Genomic DNA, 26330 nt, shown 5'->3' with positions numbered 1-26330 from the left:
CCGGCCTGTCAGGCGATCCGGGCGGCGGCGGTTCCCAGGCCGGTGGGCCCGAAGCTGAAACCGAAGGGGTTCGCGACACGCCGCAGCTCGGCCTCGGTGTAGCGCACACAGCGGCGGTGCCACTCCAGGATGCCCGACATCCAGTCCTGCAGCTCCGCCACGTGACGCTCCAGCTGACGCCGCACGTCCTCGTCCAGGTCGAACTGTTCGTACAGCCCGGGCAGCTCGTTGGCGATGATGTGCTGGAACTGGGCCATCCGGGAGTTGGCCAGCTCTCCCACGACATCGCGTGCACGTTGCTGGTCGATTCCCAGGAAGTTGCGCACCACCAGCACCATGTTGTGCAGTTCGCCCTCGAACTCGATCTCCTTCTGGTAGGAGAACAGATCGTTGACGAAACAGGCGAAGTCCTGTGCGGCGGTGTCCAGTTCCCGCAGCGTGCGGGTGCGGTAGATCTCCGGCGGGATCGAGTTCTCCGCCGAGAGGCGGGACAGACTCATGGTCATGTCCGAACCGAACGTCCTACGACGCATCTCGATGTAGTCCACCGGGTCCGGTATCCGGTTGGCGGTCTGGTTGTCCAGTTCCCAGACCCAACTGGACGTCATGTTCAACACGGCCTCGCGGAACTCGCCACGGGCGGCGGGAGACAGCGGTGTGGCGGTGCGTTGCCACAGGTCGGCCAGGCCGCGTTCGACCGGGTTGCTCGGTTCCGGTGTGCCGCTCATGTCCAACGGCATGAAGGCAGGGAGCCGTGCGTCCTGGTGCTTGGCGGCCGTCAGGTTGCGGGTGGTCCCGAACACCAGCGGGTAGTAGTCGTCACCGTAGGTTCCCCAGGCCAACCAGTCCGAGGACAGCTTGAGCTGGTCCAATTCCGCGTCGGCGTGGATCATCGAGGCGCAGTGCGGCAGATCCAGATTCACGAAACGCTCTTCGTCCCAGACGCCGCCGAGTTCCACGCCGGGCACCGAGTCGAACATTCCCATACGGCGCGCCCAGTCGACCGCGTAGACGCGTGCCGTGTCGATGTGTCGACTGGTGCGGAAGGCGTAGGGCATGTCCAGCTCGGGGAGGGGAAGCGGTCCCACTCGCTCGAACGGTTGATGGGAGTGCTGCCGCGAGCGGTGCGCCATCCCGATCGTCGCGGTGGAAGTGTGGAGCCTGCTCGCCGAGGTTCCTAGCCCGTTCGGGCCTCCCAGCACCCCCAGTACCGGGCTGTCCCGGGTTTCGAGCTGTTCGTTGGTGTAGCGGCTGGACGTGGCGTGCCATTCGTGGCCGCCGGACTGCCAGTCCTGCAGTCCTTTGACGTAGGCCGCCACTCGGGCCTGCTCGTCGGGGGGTAGACCGTTGTCGGCGAACAGCGCGGGAACCTCGTGCAGCGCCGCGTTCTCGAACCGCTGCAGCCGGGAGGTCAGCAGGTCGTTGACCAGCTCGGCCGCCTGCTGGGTGGAGCAGTCCAGGAATCGTTCGAACACCAGCACCGCGTTGGAGTTCTCGCCTTCCTCGGCGACCTCCCGTTGGTAGGAGAACAGGTCGTTGCGCAGGTGCACCGCGTCCGAGAAGCTGTCGGACAGCACCTCGATCGGGCGAAGAGCGGTGATGTGGTCCGGTAGCTCCGCCCTGACGGCGCACTCCACCAGGTTGGCCGACCACGGCGCGCCACCCACCCTGCGCCGCATCTGCATGTACTCGATCGGATTCGCGATCCTGCCCCGGGTTATGTTGTCCAGCTCCCACATCGACTCGACCATCAGATTGTGGGTGCTGCGGGTGAATCGCCTGCGCCAACCGCTCGACATCGACGGTGCGGTGCGCTGCCAGAGATCGTGCAGACCCGCCTCAGCGGCGTTGGCGGGTTCCGGTGCCTGCTGGTCGTCCTCGGGCATGAACAGGTCCAGCCGGTCCAGGTACCGCTGTGCGCCGCGCAGGTCCCGGGAGTACTTGAACTGCTCGAGGAAGTCGTCGTCGAAGAAGAACACCCACACGTACCAGTCGGTGATCAGATCCAGCATCGGTCCGTCACAGTCGGGGTGGGTGTAGGCGCACATCAGCGCGTAGTCCATCTTCTCCAGCGCCTGTCGGTCCCAGATCACACCACCTCCCGGTTTGGGAGCTTCCAACATGCCCATCCGCTCCGCCCACTCGGCGCTGTGCCTCCGGGAACGTTCCAGGTGCGGATTCAGCCGGGCTGGGTGGGGCAGGTAGAACTCCGGGTAGGTGAAAGCGACCATCGGTCCGCCTACTCTGTCGACTGCGGGATGCCGAGGAGCAGGTTGGCAATTCGGAGTAGTACGTTGCTACGGCCATCCGAGCGACGCTCGTGTTCTATCGGGTGATGTCCATCAGACGATCGAACCAATCGAACGTTGCCCGTCGGCGGCCGTTCCGGCACGGTCGCCGACTCGCGGCGTCGTTGATCCCGTTCCGGCGGCGTCGATTTCTCGCGAAATGTTCGGGCAGGTTGGGCGGCAAGGCGCGGTCGTTGTCAATTTCTCGCGAAATCGCCGCGCCGTTACGGACAAACCCTCTGTCACGGTCGAGTCAGGTGTCCTTGGTGGCCATCCGTGTCACGGCCGCCGAAAAGCCCACCAGCATGTAGCAACCGGCGCGCCACAGTCCGTCCACCAGATTGTTCCAGCGGATCGGATCGCTCAGTACATCGCTGATGGAGTACCAGTCGGCGGTTATGAAGATCGGTTTGAGCCACTCCAGGGACGGAATGGCCTCCAGCACCCCGAACACGATCAAACCCCCCACCGTGGCGATGAGTACCAGCAGCGAGTGCTCCGTCGTCGCGGATATCGCCAGCGCGACCGCGCCGACCGCGGCCATCTGCACCGCGCACCAGCCCGTCGCCAGTGCGACCCTGCCCAGCGCCTCCCCCAGCGGGAGAGTGGTGCCGGACAGAGTGACGAGACCGTCGCTTCCGACGATCAGCAGTCCGGTCAGCACTCCGCTCAACGCGACGACACCGACGGCGAGTACCACCATCAGCAGCACGCCCAGTGCCTTGACCACCACCAGCCGTACCCTGCCGACCGGTGCCAGCAGCAGTCCGCGCAGCGTGCCGTTGGCCGCCTCGCCCGCCAGTCCGTCGGCGGCCACCATCGCGGTGATCAACGGCAGCAGCAGGTTCTGCGTCAGCATCAGGGCCAGCACCGGGAGGACCAGTCCGTTGCCCGCGACCGCCGAGAACAGTCCCGTTCCGCCGGAAGGACCTCCGGTTATGGCGAGCACCGTTCCGATCAGGACGGGAATCACCGCCAGCCCGAGCAGCGCGAGCAGATTGCGCGGCCGGTGCAGTATCCAACTCAGTTCGGAGCCAACCACTCGCCCGAACGGCGCCGAAGCACGCTGCCGGACGCCGGACGGCAGCTCGACTCGTGAGGCCGTTCCCGTCATGACTCCCCCTCGGTGAGTCGGGCGAAGATCTCCTCCAGGCCGGCCCGGTCCCGGCGTGCCTCGTGTACCCCGATCCCGGCGTGCACCAGTGCCGCGATGACTGCGGGTGCGTCCGTTTCGGACAGCTCCACTCGTAGCTCTCCCTCCTCCACGCGAGCCGGTATGCCGCTCTGCCGCAGCGCTTCCAGCCCCGAGTCGTTGTCGGAGACTCGGAGCAGCAGATTGGGTCCGCCGGACTCCAGCAGGGTCGCCAACTCGCCCTGGGCGATCAGCGAGCCCGCCTGCAGCACGGCCGCATGGGTGCAGGTCGCCTCCACCTCGGACAGCAGGTGTGAGGAGACCACCACCGTTGTCCCGTTCGCGTGCAGCTCCGCGATGATTCGACGTATTTCCCTGGTGCCGGCCGGATCCAGACCGTTCGTGGGTTCGTCGAGCACCACGAGGTCGCGCGGCACGAGCAACGCCGCGGCCAGCCCGAGCCGCTGCTTCATGCCCAGCGAGTAGGAGCGGTACTTGCGCTCCGCGGCCTCGACGAGCCCCACTCGTTCCAGTGCCTGCCGCACCGCCGTGGCGATGTCCGAGCCGTACAGCGCGGGCTCCATGGCGGCACAGCGGAGCAGGTTCCGCCTACCCGACATGAAGGGGTGAAACCCCGGTCCTTCCACCAGGGCTCCCACCGAAGGCAGTGCACGACCGCTCTGGTCCGGCATGCGGTGCCCGAGCAGTTCGACCGATCCGGAGGATGGCTCGGTCAGCCCCAGCAGCATCCGGATCGTGGTGGTCTTGCCCGATCCGTTCGGACCGAGCATGCCGACCACCGCACCGCGAGGTACCCACAGGTCCACATCGGCGACCGCCACTGTCCCGCCGTAGGTCTTGCGTAGCGAGCTGGTGCGCAGTGCGGGTTCCGGTTCGTCACGCCCGGAGGCGGGGGCGCTCGTGGCCCCCGCCTCGGCGGTGTCAGCGGGTCCTGTCATCAGGCGTCCCGCAGTGCCTCGATCAATACCTGCTGCGGAACCGCACCGGCGACCACCCGGCCGTCGGAGGTCAGTATCGCCGAGCCGACCGAGGTGTTGATCACCCAGCCGTGGCCCCACGATCCGCTGACCGGCGATCCCATGCGTTCGGCCATGGCGCGAACACCGGTTTCCCCGGATTCGGCGGCACCGGCTCCGGACTGTTCACCGTCACCGGCGGACGAACGCATCGCGTTCTCCGGCAGGCGGCTCAGCACCACCGTGTCCCAGCCGGTTCCCTCGGTCCTGAGGCGGTTGCCGTCGCCGGAGCCGGGGTCCTCCTCCCGGGAGGGAACGGAACTCCGCTCCTCGGGCTTTTCGGGCGTGCGCACCTTCGCGTTCTCCGGTGGGGTGAACTGGAACAGCTCCGCGTCCTGCGCGCCCGTGCTCAGTTCGGAGAACCCGGCCCGCAGCGCTGGATCGCTCGAACCGTTGGTGTTGACCTCCACCCGCAGCGGGATCCGATTCTCGGCTCCCACGGCGATCCGGACCTCCCGCAGCTTGGTGCGCTCGTTCGGTTTCGGTGTCAGCACCAGCTCGTAGGCGTCCCGTCCCGCGACGCTCGCGGTGCCGTCCACCTGTACGCTGCTGGTCTCCCGCAGTTTGCCGACGAGCCGCTGGGCGATCTCCGAGGGCTGGGCGAGCTCCGAGGGGTCCGCCGGAGTGCCCGCGTCCGGACGTTCCGTCCCGGACTCTTCCCGGGAGGAATCCCCGTGGGAGTACTTGACCACGGTGCGCTCGGCGGAGTCCCACTTCCACACCGTGTTGCCGTCGTCGACCACGGTGGTCTCGTCGCTGCCGTTGGACATCGAGATCCGTTGCCGCTGCTGACCGTCGTACCAGACCCGCATCGACTTGTCGCCACCCGAGAGCAGCTCGCCCGCCTCACCCGCTCCGGGGAGAGCGGGTAACCCGAGCTCGTTGTGCACGGTGATCCTGCCCGCGAGTGCCGGTGGATCCGACTCCATCACCGAAGCGACCAGCTCGTCGGCGGACACCTGGGGAAGCTGGGGGCTCTGCGCGCCGGCGGGAAGCGTCATCGAGGTGAGTCCGAGCGCTCCGGCGGCGACTCCGGCCGAGGCGGTAAGCGCGATGTTCCTGCGTCTCATCCGAGTCCCTTCGAATTCCTTGTGGTCGACACCCACCTTGCACCCGTCCCGCTGAGATGATCCTGAGAATACGACTCCGGGCTTTCGTTCGGGCTCGTGTGCTGGGGAATCGCACCTCGGTGGGCTGGGTCGGACACCGGTGACCCGTCAATGGTGGACCGTGCCGTCCACCGCGATGGAAACCGGGCGTGCGATGCGTTGTCGATGGTGTCGCGGGCATGCTGAGAGTCGTGAACCATGAGAACACTCCCCTCCGAGTACTGGTGGTCGACGACGAAGCGGGTGTCCGGACCGCGTTGCGTCGCGGCTTGTCCGCCGAAGGTATGGAGGTCACCGTCTGCGCGGAGGGGCACGAAGCGCTCCGGCTGGGCGTGACGGGATCGTTCGACGTCATTCTGCTGGACGTGCTGCTTCCCGGCCTGTCCGGCTACCGGGTGCTGGAACGGTTACGGCATCGCGGGGTACACACACCGGTGCTGCTGGTCTCGGCCAAGGACGGTGAGTTCGACCAGGCCGACGGGCTGGATCTGGGAGCCGACGGGTACGTGGTCAAACCGTTCTCGTTCGTGGTGCTGGCCGCGCAGGTGCGGGCGCTCGTTCGCAGAGGTGACACCCCCGCCAGGCGGGAAAGCCTCCGGGTCGGTGAACTGGAGATCGACCGCTCCGGACGCAAGGTCAGCTGGGCCGGTGACCCCATCGCGTTGTCGCCCAGGGAGTACAAACTGCTGGTGGCGTTGGCGAGTCGCCCGGGCACGGTGCTGACCAAGGAGGATCTGCTGCAGGCGGTGTGGGGCAACGACCAGGAGGTCACCCGCAACGTGGTGGAGGTCTACGTCGGTTATCTGCGGCGCAAGCTCGACGCGGTCGGTGCGGGAGAACTGGTGGAGACGGTGCGCGGCCACGGGTACCGGATGAACGATGCGTGAGGCACGACGCCGGTTCGACTCCGGCACCGCTGTTCCCGCCCGATACGAGGGGCGCGTCATCCCATGAGACGTCGTTTCCGGTTCGTGGCCGGTCGCGGCCCCCGCGCCTGGTGGCGGCGGCGGACCGTGCAGTTCCGCACCAGCGTCGCCGCCGTGTTCGCCTCGTTGCTCGGGCTGGCCGTGATCGTGTCCATCAGCGGTGCGTTCATCGGGCTGCTCTCGCTGGAGTCGGTGGACACGAGGCTTCGCACCGAGTCACGTGCCGCCGCGACGAACCTGACCGGGGGTTCCGCTCCCGGGCGGGTCGCCGGAGACGGCATCCGGGTGCTGGACACCGCGGGCAACCCGGTGGACGGACGGGGGGCCACCGCGCTGCGGCCCTGGGAGATCAACAGCCTGAAAGCGGGCAAGGGCGTCACCAGGTCCGGCGGAACCGGTGATTCCGGGGCGGGAGTGCGCTGGGTGGGTCGCGTTGTGGCCGCTCCGAGCGGCAAACCCCTGCTGGTGTTGGCCCGGACGGATCTCTCGGCCTATCGCGACGTTCGCACCACCGCGAACCGGGTGCTCGGGATCGGCTCGCTGGTCGTCGCGCTGCTCGTGGGCACGGCGACCTGGTTGGCGGTACGCGGGGCGCTTCGTCCGGTGCGCCGGATGCGGCTGGCCGCGGCGCGACTGCCGGTGGGGGAGCGACTGCCGCTGCCGGAGGCCGACGACGAGCTGCGCTCGCTCGCGCGGGCGACCAACGACATGCTCGCCCGGCGTGACGCGGACACCGAGCGACTGAGCAGGTTCACCGGGGACGCGGCGCACGAACTGCGCAATCCGGTGGGCTCGATCCGGGCACAGGCGGAGGTCGCGGTGGTTCACCCCGACCCGGAACTGGCCCAGGAGACGCTGCGGCAGATCGAACAGGAGGCCCGGCGCCTGTCCGAACTGGTGGAGGGACTGCTGGCGCTGGCGCGCTCGGACACCGCTACACCCCCCGAGGGGGAACCGGTGGAACTCGTGGCGGCGGCGCGACTGGTGGTGGACCGGTCGAACACGGCGGGCACCGGGGCCAGGGTGCGTCTGGCCACACCACTGTCCGCCGTCACCGTGTGGTCCACGCCCGCCGAGGTCGCCACCGTGCTGGACAACCTCGTCGCGAACGCGCTGCGCTACGCGCGGGCCATCGTGCGTGTCTCCGTGCTGCCGACCTCGCGGGGCGCGCGGCTGCTCGTGGACGACGACGGGCCGGGCATAGCACCGGAGCACCGCCCCCACGTGTTCGAGCGGTTCTACCGTGCCGAACCCGATCGCGCACGTGACGGTGGTGGCTCGGGGCTGGGACTGGCGCTGGTCGCCGAAGTGGTCCGACGACGCGGCGGATCGACACAGGTGGGGACTTCTCCGGAAGGGGGCGCGCGGTTCGAGGTTCGCCTTCCCGACCGGGGCGGTGACCGGAGTCGGGCGTTGTGACCGGAGCAGGGAGCGGCGGACTGCCCGGGCCGTCGGTGTTCCGGCGTGTTCTCGCCCCGGGGAAATCGCTCCGCACCGGGGCGGGCACGATTCCTGTCGTGCTGGGATCCGCTTTCGCCGTCAACGCTCCCGTCCACGTGGTCGCCGCGGCGCTGCGGCACACCCGTACCGTGACCGGATTTCTCGGCGCGACAGCGGAACGAGTGCCCGAAGCGGTGGGGGAGCTGTTGCTGGCCGGCGATCGGTTTCCAGTCGCCGTCGGTGCGGGTGACGCGGCGGACTCCGATGACGCGGGCGGTGAAAGTGGCGGGGTGGGAACCGTGCTGCGTGCCGACGAGACGGGGCTGCGGTTGCGCCTCGACTCTCCCGCGGTCGGTGGTTCGGCGCTGCTGGAGTTCAGGCCGGAGGAGCGTACGACGGGTAACCGGTCCCGTTGCGAGATTCACCTGGCGGGGGATGGCCTCCCCGAGTGGTTGTGCGGGCGAGTGAGCGCCTGTCTCGCGGCGGTGCGGGAGCTCGTCTCGGAGTGGGCGCCCCGGCCGGTCGTAGTGGGTACCGCGCTCGTCGAGGACGGGATGTTGCTCGCGCAGCAGCGGCGTTATCCCGCTCACCACGCGGGCAGCTGGGAACTACCCGGTGGCAGGGTCGAACCGGGTGAGGGCGAGCCGGAGGCGGTGGTGCGGGAGTGCCGCGAGGAGCTCGCCACCGAGGTGGTTCCGCTGGGGAGGGTGGGAACCGATATTCCGCTGTCAGCGGGGTCCGGGATGTCGCTGCGGGTTTGGCGGGCACGGCTGGCGGCGGGTGCGCGCCCGCCCGTTCCGGTGGAACACCGGGCGCTGCGCTGGATCGAACTCTCCCAGCTGGTGGGATTGGAATGGCTGGAGGCCGACCGACTGCTGCTCGACTCGCTGCGGAGGATCATGGTTGCCGAAAGCGGAAAACGTGATCCAAAATAACCCGAAGCGGATTCGCGACTAAATTTCGGATTTGTCTGAAATGTTCTTCCGGTTGGTCGAATAGTGTGGCGTTGTACGACGTTGCTCGCCTCGATTGTCGATCGGCGCTATCGTGAAAGAATGTACGTAGTTCTGGTGCATTACACGGCCCCGTTGGCGGATGTGGACGCGCTGTTGCCGGATCATTCCGAATGGCTGTCCCATCATCAAGACTCCGGAGACTTCGTGGCTTCGGGAAGGCGGCACCCCCGGACCGGCGGAGTCATCATCGCGCGGTCCATGTCGCGTGGGCAGCTGGACGCCATCCTGGCGACCGACCCGTTCGTCGTGCACAAGGTGGCCAGTCAGGAGGTGATCGAGTTCCAGGCGCTTCGAACCATCCCGGAGCTGGCCGATTACGCCGATCATCTGACCCCGGCGGAGTAGCGAGCGGGTCGCCTCGGTTCGCGGCACCGTTCGCACGGTGTCGGGTTCCGGGGTGCTCGCGGGACTGGGCCGGTCACCGGAGTGGAATGGTCGCGGACCGACAGCCCTTGGCGCACGTTCCGGAGGATGGGTGGTCCGGATGTCCCGGTGTCGGATGTCCCGGTGTCGGATGTCCCGGTGTCGGATCTCCTGGGGTCGGACGCCCCGGATTCGGATGCCGGAATTCGGGTTTCGGGACTCGGATTCGGGGAGTTCCGCGTAGTTGCGTCCTCGGGTGGGGTGTTATTGCTCGGTCGTTTCGAGAGCCGCTTTTTTCTCCTTCTTTTTCCGCTTCTTGCGGGCTTTTTCGGCTTCCGCCGCCTTCGACTCCCGGAGTGCTTCGCGTAGTACCACGATCGGGCAGGTTTTGCACGCTGATTTCGAGTGGCAGCACTTTCGTTTCACCTTGATGGTGTCTTTCTTCTTTCCCACGTGATCCTCCTGCGGGGAGCGGCGGTCAAGGGTGAGGATAGGCGAACCTAACCCCGTTGGGTCAACCGTTGGCCGATGGTGTCGAGCCACACGACCGAATGACCGCCTCGGTGCACTATCCTGGGGGAGAAGAAGCAGGCCGCCGGAAGGGGAGCACGCCGCTGGCGTGTGATCACGAATTCGATTCCGCGGTGGCCACACCCGCCGGTTCCGTCGCGGGCGAACCATCCGGGTGGTTTCCGAAACGAAGCCGTTACCACGACCCGTACGACAGCCAGGAGTTCCTGCGTGTCCGCCACCAGTGTCGCCAGCCCGAACCAGCGCACCCGTACCGATCTGCGCAACATCGCGCTCGTCGCGCACGTCGACCACGGCAAGACCACCCTGGTGGATGCCATGCTCCGGCAGTCCGGCGCGTTCTCCGAGCGCACCGAGCCCGTTGACCGCGTGATGGACTCCAATGACCTGGAGCGGGAGAAGGGCATCACGATCCTGTCCAAGAACACCGCGATCCGGCGGGTGACTCCGGAGGGGTCGACGACCATCAACGTCATCGACACCCCGGGCCACGCCGACTTCGGCGGTGAGGTGGAACGTGGCCTGTCGATGGTCGACGGCGTCATGCTGCTGGTCGACGCCAGCGAGGGGCCGCTGCCGCAGACCAGGTTCGTGCTGCGCAAAACCCTCGCGGCCGAGCTTCCGGTGATCCTGGTCGTCAACAAGGTGGACCGGCCGGACTCCAGGGTCGCCGAGGTGGTCGACGAGACCCACGAACTGTTGCTCGAACTGGCAGCCGAGGTCGGTGCCGACGAGTCGGTGCTGGACATCCCCGTCGTCTACGCCTCCGCGAAGGCCGGGCGCTCCGACATGACCGCCCCGGCGCTGGGCGAGGTCCCCGAGAGCGACCTCACACCGCTGTTCAACACCCTGCTCGAGCACGTGCCCGCTCCGAAGGGGGATCCGCAGGCTCCGCTGCGCGCGTTGGTCACCAACCTCGACGCGTCCTCGTTCCTGGGCAGGATCGGGATGTGCCGGATCCACGCCGGTGAGCTGCGCAAGGGGCAGACCGTCGGGTTGTGCCGCGAGGACGGCAGCGTGGAGAAGGTGCGGCTGACCGAGCTGATGGTCACCGAGAACCTGGAGCGGGTCAACGCCGACTACGCCTCGGCCGGTGACCTGGTCGCCATCGCGGGTATTCCCGACATCAACATCGGTGACACCCTCACGGATCCGGAGCAGCCGGATCCGTTGCCGCGCATCACGGTCGACGCCCCCGCCATCTCGTTGACGATCGGCACAAACACCTCGCCCACCGCGGGGCGCAACGGCGGCAGCAAGGTCACCGCCCGACTGGTCAAGAACCGCCTGGACTCCGAGCTCGTCGGCAACGTCAGCCTGCGTGTCGTGGACACCGAACGCCCGGACACCTGGGAGGTGCAGGGCCGTGGCGAGCTGGCTCTGGCCGTGCTGGTGGAGACCATGCGCAGAGAGGGATTCGAACTCACCGTGGGTAAGCCCGAGGTGGTCACCAAGACCATCGACGGCAAACTGCACGAGCCCTTCGAGCGCCTCTCCCTGGACATCCCGGAGGACCACCTGGGCGCGGTGACCCAGTTGCTGGCCAGTCGCAAGGGCAAGATGGAGACCATGGACGGGCACGGCACCGGCCGGATCAAGCTCGACTATGTGGTGCCCGCGCGCGGACTGATCGGTTTCCGCACCGAGTTCCTCACCGAGACCAGGGGAGCGGGGATCGCCAACCACGTCTTCGAGGGCTACTACCCGTGGGCGGGTGAACTGCGCACCCGCAACAGCGGATCGCTCGTGGCCGACCGCACCGGTCCGGTCACCAACTACGCCCTGATGCAGTTGTCCGACCGGGGGACCTTCTTCGTCGAGCCCGGTGACGAGGTCTACGAGGGAATGGTCGTGGGGGAGAACCCCAGGGCCGAGGACCTGGACCTCAACGTCACCAAGGAGAAGAAGCTCACCAACATGCGCTCGGCCGGTTCCGAGGAGCTGGAACGGCTCGCTCGCCCGCGCAAGCTGGGCCTGGAGGAGGCGCTGGAGTTCTGCTCCGCGGACGAGTGCGTCGAGGTGGGACCCAAGGCGTTGCGCATTCGCAAGGTCACCCTGGACGGCACCCAGCGCGGCAGGGAACGCTCCCGGGCCAAGTCCAGGGACTCGCAGGGCTGACCGAACGTTGCCGCCGGCCCGAACCGGTTCCGGTCCGACCCCGGGGTTTCGGGGGTGGTCGGCAGGGGACTCCGCTCCCGCACCGACCATCTCGCGGAGTCGCCGGGTGGAACCGGGTCGGAATGTGGCATGGTCGTGTCCGTTCGGAACCATGTGACGGCAGGGCGGCGGGTAGAACGACGTCGCCCGTGCGGGGGCGTCCGTGAGGGTCGTGGTTCCGGCCGGATCCGCAACGGAGGTTCGTCCAGCGTGTACCGAACTCGGCGTCGTGTGCTTCCCGTCGTGTCACTGCTGTTGGTCTCGTTGACCGTGCTCGCGGGTTGCACGAACGCGCCGCCACCACCGCTGGTCGAGTCGACCTCGCCGAGCCCCAGCTCCGAACCTCCGAGCGAACCGCCCAAACCCAAGGTCGTCGTGGCGAGCGTCGACGAACTGCGCGGTGGTTTCAATCCGCACGTGCTGGCCGACCAGTCACCGGTCACCGACGCGCTGGCCGAACTCATGCTTCCCTCGGCGTTCGTGCCCGGCAAGAACGGCGAGCGGGTGCTCAACGAGACGTTGCTGGAATCGGCCGAGGTGGTCGAGGACGCCGAGAAGTTCACCGTGCGCTACCGGATTCGCACCGCGGCGGGCTGGTCGGACGGCGCGCCGATCGCGGCGGAGGACTTCGTCTACCTCTGGGAGCAGCTCCGCAGCCAGCCCGGGGTGATCAATCCGGTGGGCTATCGGCTGATCTCGAACGTGGAGTCCCGTCAGGGCGGAAAAACCGCGCGGGTCACTTTCGACAAGCCGTATCCGGGTTGGAAATCGCTGTTCGACCACCTGCTGCCCGCGCATCTGCTCAAGGACGCTCCCGGTGGGTGGGCGGACAACCTGGACTACGGATACCCCGCTTCCGGCGGACCGTTCGCCATACGCACGTTCGACCTCGACCGTGGCGAGGTCGTGCTGATGCGCAACGAGCGCTACTGGGGCGATCCCGCCCAGTCCAACCGCATCGTGCTGCGCAAGGCGGCACGTGCCGAGAACATAACCGCGCTGCGCAGCGGGAACGTGCAGGTGGGTATGTTCTCTGCCGATGCCACCACGATGGACGCGCTGCGCGGTCTCGGTGAGGACGTCCAGCTGACCACGATGCCCCGTCCGGTGAGCAGCACACTGTTGCTGCGGCCGAACAGCCCACAGCTCGGCGACGTTCGGGTACGCCGAGCCGTGCTGGCCGCGCTGGACCGGCAGGAGCTGATCGACACCGGGACCGGTGGCGGTCCGGCCGCGAACCTTCCCGCGCACGCCCAGGTGCTGGCCCCCTCCCAGCCCGGCTACGTTCCCACCGAGCCCTCCGGCGACTACACGGAAGATCCCTCGCCGAAACGCGTCGAGCAGCTGCTCACCAAGGCGGGATACCAGCACAGTGGTGGTAGCTGGGTGCGGAACGGCTCACCGCTGAGCCTGGTCATCGCCGCCCAGTTCCGGGAGGACTCCCACGAGGCCATCGCCAACTCCGTGGCGGAACAGCTCAACGAACAGGACATCCAGACCACCGTTGTCACCCCCAAGGGTGATGAGCTCTACCGCACCATGCTCACCACGGATCCCGACGTGCAGGACCCTCCTAGTTCCGCCGGTATCGACCTCGCGGTCGTCTCCCGGCCGGTGAGCACCGATCCCGCCGCCACCCTGGCCGCACAGTGGGGTTGTCCTGCGGTCGATCCCGACACGGGACGGACGCGCCGGTTCAACATGGTCGGTTTCTGCGATCAGCTACTGCAGCCGACGATCGAGGCGGCCACGACCGGAGAGATTCCCTTCCGGCGCGCCTCCGAGCGGGTCGAGCCCGAACTGTGGTCCGAGGCGGTCGCACTGCCGCTCTACCAGGAGGCGCAGGTGCTCGCCGTGCGGCGGGAGGTCAGCGGAGTGCACGACGGTCCCGGGTTCGCGGGTCCGTTCAGCAGTGCGGGTGAGTGGGTCGGAGCACCCGGTGAGAGCTACGACTGGTGATCCGTTCAGGTCCGGCGTCGCCCGGAAATCAGGTGGTCCCGCACGGACCGGTCGGTTAGGTTGACCGGGGTCGGCACACCGAAGGGAGCGAACCGTCTTGACCGCAGTGATCCCGGGCTCGGATCCGCACGACGCCGCCGGGAACTCCTCCGGCACTCCCTTGCTCCTCGGGTTGCGCTGCGTCCGGTGCGGCGCGCGTGGCGAACCGCGCGAGGACACCGAGGGCTGTCCGGACTGCCGGGCCGAGGGCGTGCCCGCCGCGATGCTTGCCGAGCACGATCTCACCGGAACGGACGGTGCCCAACTGGCACGGCGCTGGGCGGCGAGGCGCGAGGGCATGTGGTCCTACCGCGAATTGCTGCCGGTGGCTCGCGAGCGCGCGGTTACCCTGCGTGAGGGCGGCACCCCGCTCGTCCCGCTGGCGGCGGGAGCGCACGAGGGCAGCCACCGGATGCTGCTCAAGGACGAGCGCCGCAACCCCACCGGCAGCTTCAAGGACCGGTTCTACAGCGCCGCCGTCTCCCGAGCCGCACAACACGGTTACGGCACGGTGGCGCTGGCCTCCAGCGGCAACGCCGGGGTCTCTGCCGCGGCCTATGCCGCGCTGGCCGGTCTGGACTGCGTCGTGGTCACCGCGCCCGGAATTCCCGACGTGTGGCGCGGCCTCATCGAGCTGCACGGCGGTCGAGTGCTCCGGGCAGCCGACGTCGACCAGCGGTGGGAGCTGCTTCGCGACAGGGCAGCGGTGGAAGGCTGGGCGGTGCTCACCAACACCTCGACGATCCCGGTCGCCAGCCACTGGGCGGGCATCGAAGGTTACAAGACGATGGCCTACGAGATCGTCGAGGAACTCGGTGATTCTCCCGAGGCGGTGGTGGTGCCCGTGTCCCGGGGCGACGGTTTCGCCGGACTGTGGCTGGGGTTCCGGGAGCTGCACACGCTCGGCATCGTGCGGCGCACGCCCCGCATGATCGCCGCGGAGCGCTACCCCTCGTTGTCCACCGCGTCGCGGCTGGATCTGGAACTGCCGCCCGAACAGTCGGTCGACCCCGACAGCTTCGCATCGTCGATCGGCAATCCGCAGGGCACCGTCATGTCGCTGCGAGTGCTGCGCGAGTCCGGAGGAACGGCGGTCGCCTGTTCCGAGGCGGAGCTCCGCGCGGCCACCGATCGACTCGCCGCGGCCGGTGTGGCGGCCGAACTCAGCTCCGCTGCTCCGCTGGTGGCCGCCGATCGCCTGTGGCGCGATGGCGAGTTCTCACCCGAGGACCGGGTGGTGAGCCTGATCACTTCGCACGCTTCGCACCAGCCCGCCACCCTGCCGTGACCGGTTCTAACGCCGTGATCGGTTCGGTGACCGGTTGCCTCCGGTGAACCGCCGCGGAGTCCTAACCTGGACCAGTGACATCGACGACTGAACCGAGCTTGCTGCTGGTGCACGCGCACCCGGACGACGAGACACTCTGGACCGGCGGCACCATCGCCCGCTACGCCGCCGCCGGAGTGCGGGTGACCCTGGTCACCTGCACGCTGGGTGAGGAGGGCGAGGTCATTCCCGACGAACTTCGCGGGTTGGATTCCGAGGGGGCCGACCAGCTGGGCGGTTACCGCATCGGCGAACTGCGTCGTGCCTGTGCCTCGCTGGGAGTCACGGAGCAGCGCTTCCTCGGCGGCATCGGGTGTTGGCGCGATTCCGGGATGGTGTGGCAGGAGCACGGCAAGACCGCCACCGCGGCACCGCGAAGCCACCCCCGCTCACTGGTTGCGGGCGATCCCGCCGAGCAGACCGCCCAGCTGGAAGCCGTGCTGCGCGAGGTCCGCCCCCAGGTGGTGGTCACCTACGCCTCGGACGGCGGGTACGGCCACCCGGACCACGTTCGGGCGCACGAGCTGACCGTGGCGGCGACCCAACGGGTGCCCGAGGTGCGCAGGTTGTTCTACGCGGTCCGGTCCGTGGCCGATCTCCGGGTGGGACTGGAACGGCTCGGTGAGTCCTCCGACGTGCCGTTCCCGCTGCCCGACGCCGCGGAACTACCGGCCGTCGAGCCCGACGAGATCACCACCTCGGTCGATGTCGCGGAACAGCTACCCGCCAAGCTCGCGGCGTTGCGGGCGCACCGCACCCAGGTTCGGGTCTGGACCGGCGACTCGTCCGCGGGTGTCGGAACGGCTGCCTACGCGTTGTCCAACGGGATCGGCCAGCCGGTGTCGACCACCGAGTACTACGCACTGGGCAACGGCGACGAGCCGGCACCGAGCACGGACCTGTTCGCCGGGCTGAACACGACCTCGGAGCGGGCCGCGACTTCCGAACAGGCGGGAAGCCATGACGAGTGAGCACACCACGAAACAGCCGGAGCACGGTCTGATCGCGCTGCTGGCGCTGGACGCGCTGCTACTCGCGATCCTCGAACTGTTCTTCCTGCCGTCGTACCTGGGTCCGGTGCAGTTCCCGATAACCGCTGCCGTAGCGGCCGTGACCAACCCCCTGCTGGTGGCGGTGACGGCCAAGAGCACCCCGAACGGAGCGGCCTGTTGGGTGCCGGTGCTGGTGTGGTTTCTCACCGTGTTCGTGTTGGGGGTGTTCGGCCCGGGTGGCGACGTGCTGCTGCCCGCGCAGGACTGGCGCACTTATCTGCTGATCGCGGCCGGGGTGCTGCCCGCGGCGGCCATGATCGGCATCGTGCGGAACGCTCCGCCGGGTGCGAGGTGAGCAACCGTGGCCGAGGTGATCACCGACGAGCGACTCGCCGAGGTGCTGCGGCCGTTCGTGCGTGCCTGCGATCCGGTGCTGCGCGCGCTGCGGGAGTCCGACCCGTTCCGGCTGCGCGGCAGGTTCGATCCACAACCCACCGGGGACGACCTCCGCGCCGGGGCGGACGGCGCGAGCGGCCGAGCCACCGGCGAACTCGAATCGGTGACGGACCACCGAACGGATGCGGCGGACGGTTCCCGGCGGAAGAACACCGCGGGGCTGCTGCGCAGGCTCGACGGTATGCGGGTTCCCGGCAGCTCGGCCTGGGACGCGATGACCGTCTCGCAGCGCTGCGACTGGTGGTCGCTGCGGGTGGGCAGGTTCCTCGCCGCGATCGTCGGGCTGCCCCGCTTCGGCGGGGTCGTCACTTCCAAACTGCCCCTGCGCAACGCGCTGGGAACGGTCGCGCAGGGACTCGTCCTCGTCGCCGTCGCCGGTGAACACGGACTGCACGACCGGACGGAGCAGGTCAGGATGATCGCGCACGTGATGCTCGGTCGCGATATTTCCCGCGAGGTCGCGGCCGGCGGCGGTACCGAGCAGCAGCGGGCCGAAGAGCGGCGGGCGGCCGAGCTCACCGGTGAACTGACGGACGGGCGGCGTTCCCGCTCCAGGGCGCTCGCACGGTCGGTGTGGCGAATGGCACGTGCGCTCTGGGAGGTGCACGCCGCGCTGGACGCGCGCCCGCAGGGAAGGCTGCACCATGAGGTGCTCGGTTCGCTGCCCGTGGTCGGTGTCGTGGGCGGTTACCTGGGAGAACGAGCCGCGCTGCGGGGTATCGCGCGGAAGGCGAGCAAATGGATCAACAAGCAAGGTAGGTTGTCAACCGACTGAGTACTCACGGTGTCGCCACGGCGCGTGGCCGTTTACCGACGAGTGCGGGGCCGAGTACCCTCATCGTGGCTCCCGCGCTGTGGAACCACCTATGTGTACGGGGCGCTTCCGAGGGATACTGGCGTCAGCCGCGCGGAAACCGGCGCGGGACGAGAAAACGTACCAAGCAGGAGAGCAATCGTGACCTACGTGATCGCCGAGCCCTGCGTCGACGTGCTCGACAAGGGATGCATCGAGGAATGCCCCGTCGACTGCATCTACGAGGGCGGGCGGATGCTCTACATCCATCCGGACGAGTGCGTCGACTGCGGTGCCTGTGAACCGGTCTGCCCGGTGGAGGCCATCTACTACGAGGACGACGTTCCCGACGAGTGGGCCGCCTACACGCAGGCCAACGTGGACTTCTTCGACGACCTGGGTTCACCGGGCGGCGCTGCCAAGGTGGGCAAGGTCAACAAGGACGTCGAGCCCGTGTCCAGCCTGCCCCCGCAGGGCGAATGAGTGTCGACGGTTTGTCCGGCGGTGTCGCGGTAACCGGGCAGTCATCGCCCGAGCCGCGGGGCCCCCGGCTGCCCGAGTTCCCGTGGGACTCGCTCGCCTCGGCCGGTGAGCTGGCGCGTTCGCATCCCGACGGCGTGGTCAACCTGTCGGTGGGCACCCCCGTCGACTCGGTGCCGCCCGTGCTGCGTGAAGCCCTCGCCGCCGGGGCGGACTCGCCCGGTTATCCGGCCACGCACGGCACGGCGGAACTCCGTTCCACCGCCGTCGAGACCCTGCGGCGCAGGCACGGCGTAACCGGGCTCGACCCGGAAGCCGTGCTGCCCACGGTCGGCTCCAAGGAGTTCGTCGCCTGGCTGCCCACCCTGTTGGGAGTCCGTCCCGGGGACGTGGTGGCGATTCCCGAACTGGCCTATCCCACCTACGAGGTAGGAGCCCGCCTGGCCGGTGCCGAGATCGTTCGGCTGGCTCCCGGGCAGGCCCCGCCCACCGGGACCGCCCTGGTGTGGCTGAACTCGCCGTCCAATCCCACCGGGCGGGTCGACAGTGTCGCCACGATGGCCGAATCGGTGCGCGCGGCACGCGAGGTCGGTGCCGTGGTCGCCTCCGATGAGTGCTATCTGGATCTGGGGTGGCGGAACCGCCCGGTGTCCGTACTGGACCGCGCGGTCTCCGGCGAGCGACCTGACGGGGTGCTGGCGGTTCACTCGCTGTCGAAGACCTCCAACTTCGCGGGCTACCGAGCGGGCTTCGTCACCGGTGATCCGCGGCTGGTCGGCAACCTGCTGGAAGTGCGCAAGCACGCCGGAATGATCATGCCCCGGCCCGTGCAGGAGGCCATGACCGCCGCGCTCGGCGACGACGAGCACGTGCGGCAGCAGTACGAGCGCTACCGTGCGCGGCGCGAGCGGCTGTGGAGCGCGCTGGAGGGCGCCGGGTTCCGGATCGACCACTCCGAGGCCGGGCTCTACCTGTGGGCGAGCGGCGGCACGGATGCCTGGAGCACGGTGGACTGGCTGGCTCGGCGCGGGATCCTGGTGGCCCCCGGCACGTTCTACGGCCCCTCCGGTGAGCAGCACGTGCGGGTGGCGTTGACCGCTTCCGACGAGCGGGTCGAAACCGCCACGCGGCGTCTCGCCGAGTAGCGGCTGTTCCGGGGTCGGGACGGTTCGGCGCGGCGATTTCGCGAGAAATTGACGCCCCGTCGGGGTGCCGGTTCACGTCCCTTTCCCGAGTGCCTCGAATCGGCACGCTGCCGCGAACCGGCGAGAACTCCGCACGGAATCCGGTTCTGGCGACCGGCCCGCCTCTCATCGCCGTAAGGGCCCGCTACAGCTCCAGCCGCCGCAGCTTCCGCCAGGCGGGCCACCACGCCTCGCGCTGTCGCACCCTGCGAGCCCGCGCTCGCTCGGCCAGTCGCCCCGCCACGAACACGGCCTCGGGGTCCCGGACGGGAGCCGGTTCCGAGCCGTTCTCATCGCCGTGGGTCAACCACCACAGCCACTCCTCGGTCACCACCGCGTCCTGGTGCACCCCGAGCACGTCCTGCAGCTTCTCGGCGGCGGCGAGCACCTCCCCGACGACGCCGTCGAACACCGGCACCGCCAGTTCCGCGCAGTAGCGGAGCCGTTTGACCTCGATCCGCAGCGCGTGTAGCCGCTCGTCCGTCGGCGGATCGCCCAGCCGACCGACAGCGCGCTCGACGGTCCGCACGCCGTCACGCACCAACTCGTACAGCGCGTCGGACTCGGCGGGCGGATCCGAGGCGATCGGCGGGCCGCTGTGCACCGCCTCGCCCAGCGACCACAGCAACCGCCGGTAGCGCTCGGCCCGCATCATCTCCAGCAGCTCCGTGCGGGCGGACTCGCGCCGCTCGGCCAGCTCGTCGACAAGGCGGTCGGCGGGTACTCGCTCGGCCTCGTCCAGCTCCTCGCGTTCCTCACGAAGTCCGGCCAGCTGGACGTCCAGGTCCCGAACCGGCCCCAGTCCGCGTCCCAGCCAGCCGAGCTCGGCCCGCAGCGCTCGGCACCAGTCCCGTTCGAGCCAGCTCCGCCCGGCCTTGAGCACCGCCCGCATCCGGCGAACCGACACCCGCATCCGGTGCAGGTCCTCGGGATCCGAGCCGGAACGCGTCCCCGGATCGTGTGCCAGCAGCGCCCTGGTTCTGGTGTCCAGCGCGGCGCGGATGTGCTCGACGATCGACGCGCCGTGCGCGGCGCGCACCGGCTCGGCGGGCAGCCCGATGTCGACCGGATCGGTCCCCGTCGAGGTCCGGTTACGCGCGTCGTCCCGAGCGTCGTCCGAGGACATGCCGTCATGGTAGTGCCGACACGACCTTTCCGGCCCGGTTTCCGGGGCGTGTTCGCCGTGGTCGTCGAACCGGTGCCGACCCGGCGGCGGTTCAGTCGTTGGCGTGCAGCGCGGCGTTGAGCTCCACCTTGCCGCCGGTGCGTGCCATGACCTCGACGGCGCCGGTGTTCGAGTTGCGCCGGAACAGCAACCCGTCCGCGCCGGACAGCTCCGCGGCCTTGGTCAGCTTGCCGTCCTCCAGGGCGACCTTGGTGCCCGCCGTGAGGTAAAGCCCCGCCTCCACGACGCAGTCGTCACCCAGTGAGATGCCGCAGCCACCGTTCGCGCCGATCAGGCAGCGCTCGCCGACCGAGATCACCTCACGACCGCCACCGGACAGCGTGCCCATGATCGAGGCGCCGCCCCCGACGTCCGAGCCGTCACCGACGACCACGCCCGCCGAGATACGCCCCTCCACCATGGAGGCGCCCAGCGTGCCCGCGTTGAAGTTGACGAAACCCTCGTGCATCACGGTGGTGCCGCTGGCCAGGTGGGCACCCAGCCGAACCCGGTCGGCATCGCCGATACGAACCCCCGACGGGATGACGTAGTCCACCATGCGGGGGAACTTGTCGACGCTGTAGACCGTCACCGGGCCACGCGCGCTGAGTCGCAGCCTGGTGGCCTCGAAGCCCTCCACCGGGCACGGGCCGTGGTTGGTCCAGACCGCGTTGGACAGCAGGCCGAACATGCCCTCCAGGTTCTGCCCGTGCGGGCGCACCAACCGGTGCGAGAGCAGGTGCAGCCGCAGGTAGAGATCGTGGGTGTCGGCGGGGGCGTCGGCGAGCTTGCCGATGCCCGTGCGCACGGCCACCACCTCCACACCGCGCGCCTCGTCGCGGCCGAGCAGCTCCGCTCCGGCGTCCCCCAGCGACTCGGCTGCCTCGGCAGTGGTCAGTCGGCTGCTGCCGACCTGCTCGGGCTCACCGAGCCGGACGGTCGGGAACCAGGTGTCGAGCACTGTTCCGTCGTCGGTGATCGTGGCGATTCCCACACCGTGGGCGCCGGTAACCTGCGGGTCCGGAGCGTTCGGGCTGCTCATCGTTCTCCAATCGGCTTTGAACTCGGCATTCGAGCCGAGCGGGAGAGTCTTCCCGGGACTCGTGCGGCCACACCCGGGGCCGTGAAAACGGTAATCGCCGCGCCGGTACCGTCTCGCAGTGGGCGGTAGGGTGCCGGACGTGACGCCGCGATTGGATCTCACCACCGACCCGGTCGAACTCACCGCCGCTCTGGTCGACATCCCGAGTGTTTCCGGTTCCGAGGACGAGCTGGCCGACGCCGTGGAACGGGCACTGCGCACGGACGCCCCGGGGCTGGAGGTCGTACGCAGTGGAAACGCCGTGCTGGCCCGCACGAACCTCGGTCTGGAGTCCAGGGTGGTCCTCGCCGGACACCTGGACACCGTTCCCGTCAACGACAACCTGCCGCTGCGCCGTTCCGGCAGCGCGGACGAGGAGATACTGCACGGCTGCGGGACGGTGGACATGAAGGGCGGCGACGCGGTGATGCTGCACCTCGCCGCGACGCTCGACCGGCCGAAGCACGACCTGACCTTCGTGTTCTACGACTGCGAGGAGGTCTCCGCCGACCGCAACGGGCTCAACCGGATCGAGCGTGACCTGCCCGACTGGATGGACGGTGGGCTCGCGGTGGTGTGCGAGCCGTCCAACGCGGCCGTCGAGGCGGGGTGCCAGGGGACGCTGCGGGTCGAGGTGCGAACCTGCGGGGTTCGGGCGCACTCGGCACGCGCCTGGATGGGGGAGAACGCCATCCACGCGGCCGAGCCGGTGCTGCGCAGACTCACCGAGTACACCCCGCGTGAACCCGAGATCGACGGGTTGCGTTTCCACGAAGGGCTGCAGGCGGTCGGCATCAGCGGCGGTGTGGCGGGCAACGTGGTGCCGGACGAGTGCGTGGTCACCGTCAACCACCGGTTCGCCCCGGACACCTCGTTGGCCGAGGCGGAACAGCGGGTCCGGGAGGTGTTCGAGGGGTTCGAGGTAACCGTGGTCGACGCCGCCAGGGCAGCGCACCCCGGTCTGGCCGAGGAGGCGACCAGCGAGTTGGTGCGCGCCTCCGGATCCTCGCCGGTCGCCAAACTCGGCTGGACCGATGTGGCGCGGTTCGCCGCGCGCGGCATGCCCGCCGTGAACTTCGGTCCCGGTTCGCCGACCCTGGCCCACACGCAGCAGGAGAACGTCGCCGCGGCCGACGTCCGGCACTGCGCCGAGGTGCTGCGTCGGGCGCTGGGGGACGGCGTGCGGGACTGAACCCGCCACGCGAGGTGCCTTTCCGACGGGGCGGGGTGCCGAGGCACGGGACGGCCGCCCGACCAAACGAGCACGGCTCGTGGGCGATTCCTACCCGGTGGGTCCGGCGCGTGGGGAGTCCGATTCCTCGGCCCGCTCGTAGGTGTCCCGCTGTCCCGGCACGTGCGGTGGTGACTCCGCTTCGACCCCGCTGGTTCGAACGGACACACCACCTCCGGCGTCGTCCGGCAACTCGTACCATTCCTCGGCCGTGGAACGGCGCTGCTCGGTCTCTCCGCTGCCCTCGGTCCCGGAATGGCCGTTGCCCGAGGTGTCCATCGCCTCGGAGGACTCGGCCGCGGCACCGTCCTGCGTGCGGTCCACGAAGCGCAACAGCTCGACCGGGAACGGCAGTACGAGGGTGGAGTTCTTCTCGGCGGCCACCTCGACCACGGTCTCCAGCAGCCGCAGCTGCAGCGCGGCCGGGGTCTGCCCCATCACCGCGGCGGCCTCCGAGAGCTTGCGGGAGGCCTGGAACTCGCCGTCGGCGGAGATGATCCGGGAACGGCGTTCCCGCTCCGCCTCGGCCTGTCGCGCGATCGAGCGTTTCATCGCCTCGGGCAGTGAGACGTCCTTGATCTCGACCCTGTCGATGTGCACGCCCCAGTTCAGCGCCGGGCTGTCGATCATGACCTCCAGCCCCTGATTGAGCTTCTCCCGGTCCGACAGCAGGTCGTCGAGATCGCTCTTGCCGATGATCGAGCGGAGCGAGGCCTGGGCCACCTGGCCCATGGCGAACAGGTAGTCCTCCACGTTGATGACGGCCCTGGCGGGGTCGGTGACGTTGAAGTAGACCACCGCGTCCACCTTCACCGTCACGTTGTCCCTGGTTATCCCTTCCTGGCCCGGTACGGGCATCGTGATGATCTGCATGTTGACCTTGCGCAGCCGATCGACCCCGGGCACGATCGCCGTCAGCCCAGGAGGTCTGACGGTGCGCTGCAGCCGCCCGAAGCGCAGCACCACACCGCGCTCGTACTGCCTGATGACCCGCACACTGGAAGCAGCGACGAGCGCGAGAACGACCAGTACGCCGATGAGTACTTCGATGATCATTTCCGGCTCCCTGCGGCGGCGAGATTCCGTCCCGGCCCTTCCGCCGCTCGTCGGGACGGGGAGACCACGCCGACGACTCGTGCGCGCCACCGCCGTGCGGTGGCGGTACGGGTCGCTTGCCCAGGATGTTACTCCGCTCACGGTTTTCGGGGGACCGCGAACTCCGCCGGGAGCGGCAGCGGGTTGAGCCGATCGCCCGTCCCTCGTTCCGGGGACATCATCCGGGGTTCACGCGGAGTGCATAAGCTCGGTGGCATGACGATCGACGGTCAGCGACACCACGGTCCGGAAGGCAACGGAGCACACCACCCGGAAAGCGAGGAACAGCAACCGGTGGGAGAGGTTCTCGGCGGTGACGGTGAGTATCCGAACGGGGACGAACACCCCCACGAAAAGCAGCGCGGTCCCGTAGTGCTGCGCCGCTCCAGGATGGGTGAGCCGACGACCACCGACCAACGGCTGCTCGATTCCCGGGGGCCCGCCGACTGGGTGCACACCGATCCCTGGCGGGTGATGCGGATCCAGGCCGAGTTCGTCGAGGGATTCGGCGCGCTGGCCGAGGTTCCCCGTGCCACCACCGTGTTCGGTTCTGCCCGTACGCCACGGGAGCACGAGGAGTACCGGGAGGGAGTGCGGCTGGGATCGGCCCTGGCGGGAACCGGCTCCGCCGTGATCACCGGTGGTGGGCCCGGCACCATGGAGGCGGTCAACCGAGGGGCCTCCGAGGCGGGCGGGCTGTCCATCGGACTGGGGATCGAGCTCCCCTTCGAGCAGGGGCTGAATCCGTGGGTCGATCTCGGGGTGAACTTCCGGTACTTCTTCACGCGCAAGACGATGTTCGTCAAGTACGCCCAGGCGTTCGTGTGCCTGCCCGGTGGGTTCGGGACGATGGACGAGCTGTTCGAGTCGCTGACCCTGGTGCAGACGAAGAAGGTCACCAAGTTCCCCGTGGTGATGTTCGGCCGTTCGTACTGGCGCGGGCTCTACGAGTGGATCCGCGACACCATGCACTCCAGCGGTAAGATCGGTGATCAGGAACTGGGGCTGCTCCACCTGACCGATGACGTCGACGACGCGGTGCGGGTGGTGGAGGAGGCGTACGCCGCCTGGGACGCGGCCCACTGAAAGGCTTCGCAGCCGGAGGCAGCATGACACAGCACGTCGAGGGACAGGGGGCGGCCGGGCAGGTCACCGTGTGCGTCTACTGCGCCTCGCGTCCCGTCCCGGACCGCTACGTACGCCTCGCGGGAGAGGTGGGTGCCGGGATCGCCGAACGTGGCTGGAGGCTGGTTTCCGGCGGCGGGCGGGTGTCCATGATGGGCGAAGTCGCCCGGGCCGCCCGCTCGGGCGGAGCCCGTACCGTCGGCGTCATCCCCCGTGAGCTGGTCGACCGCGAAGTGGCCGACACCGAGGCGGACGAGCTGCTGGTGGTCGACACGATGCGGGAACGCAAGGGGCTCATGGACGCGCACGCCACGGCCTTTCTCGCGCTGCCGGGCGGTATCGGTACCTGCGAGGAGCTGTTCGAGGTGTGGACATCGCGCTACATCGGCATGCACACCAAACCCGTGGTGCTGCTGGATCCGGACGGGCACTACCGCGGCCTGCTGGATTGGACCCGTGAACTCGCGGAGTCCGGCTTCGCCTCGCGGGAGTCGCTGGACGCGCTGACAGTGGTCGAGGACGTGGACTCGGCGTTACGGGCCTGTTCGGGCTGACTCCCGGAGCCCCGATCGGGATTCGAGAGTTCGCTGTGACGCAACTCATCTCCCCAAGGGTGTCGACGGGACCTAAGTCTCTTGCGGGAAATTCGGTGACAGTGTCCATCCGGGAACGTAGAGTGGCTACCTGTGAAAGCTGATGCGCTCCGCGGTCATTTGGACGGACTGCTGCTGGCCACACTGGACGGCAAACGGCTGCACGGCTACGCGATCATCGAGGCACTGCAACAGCGCAGTGGTGGCGCCGTGTCGTTGCCGACCGGGACCGTGTACCCGGCGCTGCGGCGACTCGAACGAGCGGGTTACGTGCGCAGCGAGTGGAGTACCGTCGGTGGCAGGCAGCGGCGGACGTACAGCCTGACCCCTTCCGGGATGCGAACGCTCAACGACGAACGGCGTGCCTGGCGCGAGTTCACGGCGGCCATCGACGGTGTGCTCGGGCCGCCCGCCGCATCGGTCCGATAGCGCCGCGCGGGAAGTCACGTGCCACGATCTGTGCTGTGGCAAGTGCACTCATCTACGTCGTGATCGTGCTCGCGGTGGCGGCGGTGGTCTATCTGCTGGCCGTGCTCGTGTTCGGACGCGGTGAGGAACTGGAACCGTTGCCGCCGGGGGCCACCCCGACCCGGTTGCCGCCCCCGCCGGTGACCGGGGACGATGTCCGGTCGCTGCGTTTCCAACAGGTCTTCCGCGGCTACAAGGCCTCCGAGGTCGACTGGGCGTTGGATCGGTTGGCCGACGAGCTCGACGACACGCGGCAGCGCGTCGCGTTGCTCGAACAGTCACTTCGCGAGGTCGAGAGCCGCGCGACGCGCGGCGAAGTGTCCGAACGGTCACACGGCGAAGT

The 26330-nt window shown here is 68.8% G+C and carries 24 protein-coding genes and 1 pseudogene; 17 read left to right on the top strand and 8 right to left on the bottom strand.

What is annotated here, in order from left to right; translation table 11 throughout:
• Nucleotides 1-8 precede the first annotated feature (8 nt).
• The 4 genes from J2S53_RS10895 to J2S53_RS10880 form a co-directional block, all read right to left on the bottom strand.
• The gene (locus J2S53_RS10895; RefSeq protein WP_456240867.1) at nt 9-2231 is read right to left on the bottom strand and encodes a terpene synthase family protein; all 2223 of its coding nucleotides are present in this window, start codon (nt 2229-2231) and stop codon (nt 9-11) included.
• A 310-nt stretch (nt 2232-2541) separates the two neighbouring features.
• Nucleotides 2542-3402, bottom strand: a complete 861-nt coding sequence (locus tag J2S53_RS10890) for an ABC transporter permease (RefSeq protein ID WP_092978416.1) — start codon at nt 3400-3402, stop codon at nt 2542-2544.
• Nucleotides 3399-4379 (bottom strand): ABC transporter ATP-binding protein, encoded by a 981-nt coding sequence (locus J2S53_RS10885; RefSeq protein WP_456240866.1) that lies wholly within the window; start codon nt 4377-4379, stop codon nt 3399-3401. The genes J2S53_RS10890 and J2S53_RS10885 overlap by 4 nt, the downstream gene beginning before the upstream one ends.
• Nucleotides 4379-5527 carry a LolA family protein gene (locus tag J2S53_RS10880; RefSeq protein ID WP_456240865.1) on the bottom strand — a complete coding sequence of 383 codons (1149 nt, stop codon included), beginning with the start codon at nt 5525-5527 and terminating at the stop codon, nt 4379-4381. Before J2S53_RS10880 ends, J2S53_RS10885 begins: the two co-directional genes overlap by 1 nt.
• Nucleotides 5528-5745: 218 nt before the next feature.
• Here J2S53_RS10880 and J2S53_RS10875 point away from each other — a divergent pair, with 218 nt between their 5' ends.
• From J2S53_RS10875 to J2S53_RS10860, 4 genes are all read left to right on the top strand, one after another.
• Nucleotides 5746-6453 carry a response regulator transcription factor gene (locus tag J2S53_RS10875; protein ID WP_456240864.1) on the top strand — a complete coding sequence of 236 codons (708 nt, stop codon included), beginning with the start codon at nt 5746-5748 and terminating at the stop codon, nt 6451-6453.
• A 63-nt stretch (nt 6454-6516) separates the two neighbouring features.
• Complete coding sequence (locus J2S53_RS10870) at nt 6517-7911, top strand: sensor histidine kinase (RefSeq protein ID WP_456240863.1); 1395 nt, start codon at nt 6517-6519, stop codon at nt 7909-7911.
• A 98-nt stretch (nt 7912-8009) separates the two neighbouring features.
• Nucleotides 8010-8867 carry a (deoxy)nucleoside triphosphate pyrophosphohydrolase gene (locus tag J2S53_RS10865; RefSeq protein WP_456240862.1) on the top strand — a complete coding sequence of 286 codons (858 nt, stop codon included), beginning with the start codon at nt 8010-8012 and terminating at the stop codon, nt 8865-8867.
• A 120-nt stretch (nt 8868-8987) separates the two neighbouring features.
• Nucleotides 8988-9293 (top strand): YciI family protein, encoded by a 306-nt coding sequence (locus J2S53_RS10860; protein WP_092922188.1) that lies wholly within the window; start codon nt 8988-8990, stop codon nt 9291-9293.
• 282 nt (nt 9294-9575) lie between these two features.
• Here the strand turns inward: J2S53_RS10860 and J2S53_RS10855 are convergent, their stop codons facing one another.
• A complete protein-coding gene (locus tag J2S53_RS10855) occupies nt 9576-9764 on the bottom strand; it encodes a hypothetical protein (protein WP_130468088.1) in 189 nt (62 codons plus the stop codon).
• A gap of 288 nt (nt 9765-10052) precedes the next feature.
• On the opposite strand from J2S53_RS10855, the gene typA reads away from it, so the two are divergent.
• The 8 genes from typA to dapC all read left to right on the top strand — a co-directional run bounded on the left by typA (nt 10053) and on the right by dapC (nt 19190).
• Nucleotides 10053-11960, top strand: coding sequence for a translational GTPase TypA (gene typA / locus J2S53_RS10850; protein ID WP_092978423.1), 1908 nt, complete (start codon nt 10053-10055; stop codon nt 11958-11960).
• A gap of 282 nt (nt 11961-12242) precedes the next feature.
• Nucleotides 12243-13958, top strand: coding sequence for an ABC transporter family substrate-binding protein (locus J2S53_RS10845; protein WP_456240861.1), 1716 nt, complete (start codon nt 12243-12245; stop codon nt 13956-13958).
• Between the two features lie 106 nt (nt 13959-14064).
• Nucleotides 14065-15285, top strand: coding sequence for a threonine synthase (locus J2S53_RS10840; RefSeq protein WP_456242768.1), 1221 nt, complete (start codon nt 14065-14067; stop codon nt 15283-15285).
• A gap of 74 nt (nt 15286-15359) precedes the next feature.
• Complete coding sequence (gene mshB / locus J2S53_RS10835) at nt 15360-16295, top strand: N-acetyl-1-D-myo-inositol-2-amino-2-deoxy-alpha-D-glucopyranoside deacetylase (RefSeq protein WP_456240860.1); 936 nt, start codon at nt 15360-15362, stop codon at nt 16293-16295.
• Complete coding sequence (locus J2S53_RS10830) at nt 16285-16671, top strand: hypothetical protein (protein WP_092978427.1); 387 nt, start codon at nt 16285-16287, stop codon at nt 16669-16671. The genes mshB and J2S53_RS10830 overlap by 11 nt, the downstream gene beginning before the upstream one ends.
• 6 nt (nt 16672-16677) lie before the next feature.
• Nucleotides 16678-17547, top strand: a complete 870-nt coding sequence (locus J2S53_RS10825) for a hypothetical protein (RefSeq protein ID WP_456240859.1) — start codon at nt 16678-16680, stop codon at nt 17545-17547.
• 180 nt (nt 17548-17727) lie between these two features.
• Entirely contained in the window at nt 17728-18048 is a 321-nt protein-coding gene (fdxA, locus tag J2S53_RS10820; protein ID WP_092625686.1) for a ferredoxin, read from the top strand.
• Nucleotides 18045-19190: a succinyldiaminopimelate transaminase gene (gene dapC, locus J2S53_RS10815; RefSeq protein ID WP_456240858.1), complete on the top strand. Its 1146-nt coding sequence runs from the start codon at nt 18045-18047 to the stop codon at nt 19188-19190. The genes fdxA and dapC overlap by 4 nt, the downstream gene beginning before the upstream one ends.
• Nucleotides 19191-19374: 184 nt before the next feature.
• Here the strand turns inward: dapC and J2S53_RS10810 are convergent, their stop codons facing one another.
• Both J2S53_RS10810 and dapD read right to left on the bottom strand, forming a co-directional pair.
• Nucleotides 19375-20355, bottom strand: a complete 981-nt coding sequence (locus J2S53_RS10810) for a CHAD domain-containing protein (protein WP_456240857.1) — start codon at nt 20353-20355, stop codon at nt 19375-19377.
• 91 nt (nt 20356-20446) lie between these two features.
• The gene (gene dapD, locus J2S53_RS10805) at nt 20447-21436 is read right to left on the bottom strand and encodes a 2,3,4,5-tetrahydropyridine-2,6-dicarboxylate N-succinyltransferase (protein ID WP_130468082.1); all 990 of its coding nucleotides are present in this window, start codon (nt 21434-21436) and stop codon (nt 20447-20449) included.
• Between the two features lie 139 nt (nt 21437-21575).
• On the opposite strand from dapD, the gene dapE reads away from it, so the two are divergent.
• Nucleotides 21576-22667, top strand: a complete 1092-nt coding sequence (gene dapE / locus J2S53_RS10800) for a succinyl-diaminopimelate desuccinylase (RefSeq protein ID WP_456240856.1) — start codon at nt 21576-21578, stop codon at nt 22665-22667.
• 90 nt (nt 22668-22757) lie between these two features.
• Here dapE and J2S53_RS10795 read toward each other — a convergent pair whose 3' ends face one another.
• The gene (locus J2S53_RS10795; protein ID WP_456240855.1) at nt 22758-23762 is read right to left on the bottom strand and encodes a slipin family protein; all 1005 of its coding nucleotides are present in this window, start codon (nt 23760-23762) and stop codon (nt 22758-22760) included.
• A gap of 255 nt (nt 23763-24017) precedes the next feature.
• Here J2S53_RS10795 and J2S53_RS10790 point away from each other — a divergent pair, with 255 nt between their 5' ends.
• From J2S53_RS10790 to J2S53_RS10775, 4 genes and pseudogenes are all read left to right on the top strand, one after another.
• Complete coding sequence (locus tag J2S53_RS10790; RefSeq protein WP_456240854.1) at nt 24018-24887, top strand: LOG family protein; 870 nt, start codon at nt 24018-24020, stop codon at nt 24885-24887.
• A 23-nt stretch (nt 24888-24910) separates the two neighbouring features.
• Nucleotides 24911-25480 (top strand): LOG family protein, encoded by a 570-nt coding sequence (locus J2S53_RS10785; protein WP_456240853.1) that lies wholly within the window; start codon nt 24911-24913, stop codon nt 25478-25480.
• A gap of 132 nt (nt 25481-25612) precedes the next feature.
• Nucleotides 25613-25948, top strand: coding sequence for a PadR family transcriptional regulator (locus J2S53_RS10780; protein ID WP_092922166.1), 336 nt, complete (start codon nt 25613-25615; stop codon nt 25946-25948).
• A 35-nt stretch (nt 25949-25983) separates the two neighbouring features.
• A pseudogene (locus tag J2S53_RS10775) lies at nt 25984-26313 on the top strand (DivIVA domain-containing protein); the annotation flags it as partial.
• Nucleotides 26314-26330 lie beyond the last annotated feature (17 nt).

Origin of the sequence: Actinopolyspora lacussalsi (genome assembly GCA_030803735.1) — a bacterium.
Taxonomy (GTDB): domain Bacteria; phylum Actinomycetota; class Actinomycetes; order Mycobacteriales; family Pseudonocardiaceae; genus Actinopolyspora; species Actinopolyspora lacussalsi.
The sequence above is the reverse complement of the archived record's forward strand: the minus strand, read 5'-3'. Positions and strand labels throughout refer to the sequence as shown.

Coding starts and splice junctions, on each gene's coding strand:
- J2S53_RS10895 (WP_456240867.1), bottom strand. CDS start 2,231: ATGGTCGCTTTCACCTACCCGGAGTTCTACCTGCCCCACCCAGCCCGG.
- J2S53_RS10890 (WP_092978416.1), bottom strand. CDS start 3,402: ATGACGGGAACGGCCTCACGAGTCGAGCTGCCGTCCGGCGTCCGGCAG.
- J2S53_RS10885 (WP_456240866.1), bottom strand. CDS start 4,379: ATGACAGGACCCGCTGACACCGCCGAGGCGGGGGCCACGAGCGCCCCC.
- J2S53_RS10880 (WP_456240865.1), bottom strand. CDS start 5,527: ATGAGACGCAGGAACATCGCGCTTACCGCCTCGGCCGGAGTCGCCGCC.
- J2S53_RS10875 (WP_456240864.1), top strand. CDS start 5,746: ATGCTGAGAGTCGTGAACCATGAGAACACTCCCCTCCGAGTACTGGTG.
- J2S53_RS10870 (WP_456240863.1), top strand. CDS start 6,517: ATGAGACGTCGTTTCCGGTTCGTGGCCGGTCGCGGCCCCCGCGCCTGG.
- J2S53_RS10860 (WP_092922188.1), top strand. CDS start 8,988: ATGTACGTAGTTCTGGTGCATTACACGGCCCCGTTGGCGGATGTGGAC.
- J2S53_RS10830 (WP_092978427.1), top strand. CDS start 16,285: ATGACGAGTGAGCACACCACGAAACAGCCGGAGCACGGTCTGATCGCG.
- dapC (WP_456240858.1), top strand. CDS start 18,045: ATGAGTGTCGACGGTTTGTCCGGCGGTGTCGCGGTAACCGGGCAGTCA.
- J2S53_RS10810 (WP_456240857.1), bottom strand. CDS start 20,355: ATGTCCTCGGACGACGCTCGGGACGACGCGCGTAACCGGACCTCGACG.
- dapD (WP_130468082.1), bottom strand. CDS start 21,436: ATGAGCAGCCCGAACGCTCCGGACCCGCAGGTTACCGGCGCCCACGGT.
- J2S53_RS10795 (WP_456240855.1), bottom strand. CDS start 23,762: ATGATCATCGAAGTACTCATCGGCGTACTGGTCGTTCTCGCGCTCGTC.
- J2S53_RS10790 (WP_456240854.1), top strand. CDS start 24,018: ATGACGATCGACGGTCAGCGACACCACGGTCCGGAAGGCAACGGAGCA.
- J2S53_RS10785 (WP_456240853.1), top strand. CDS start 24,911: ATGACACAGCACGTCGAGGGACAGGGGGCGGCCGGGCAGGTCACCGTG.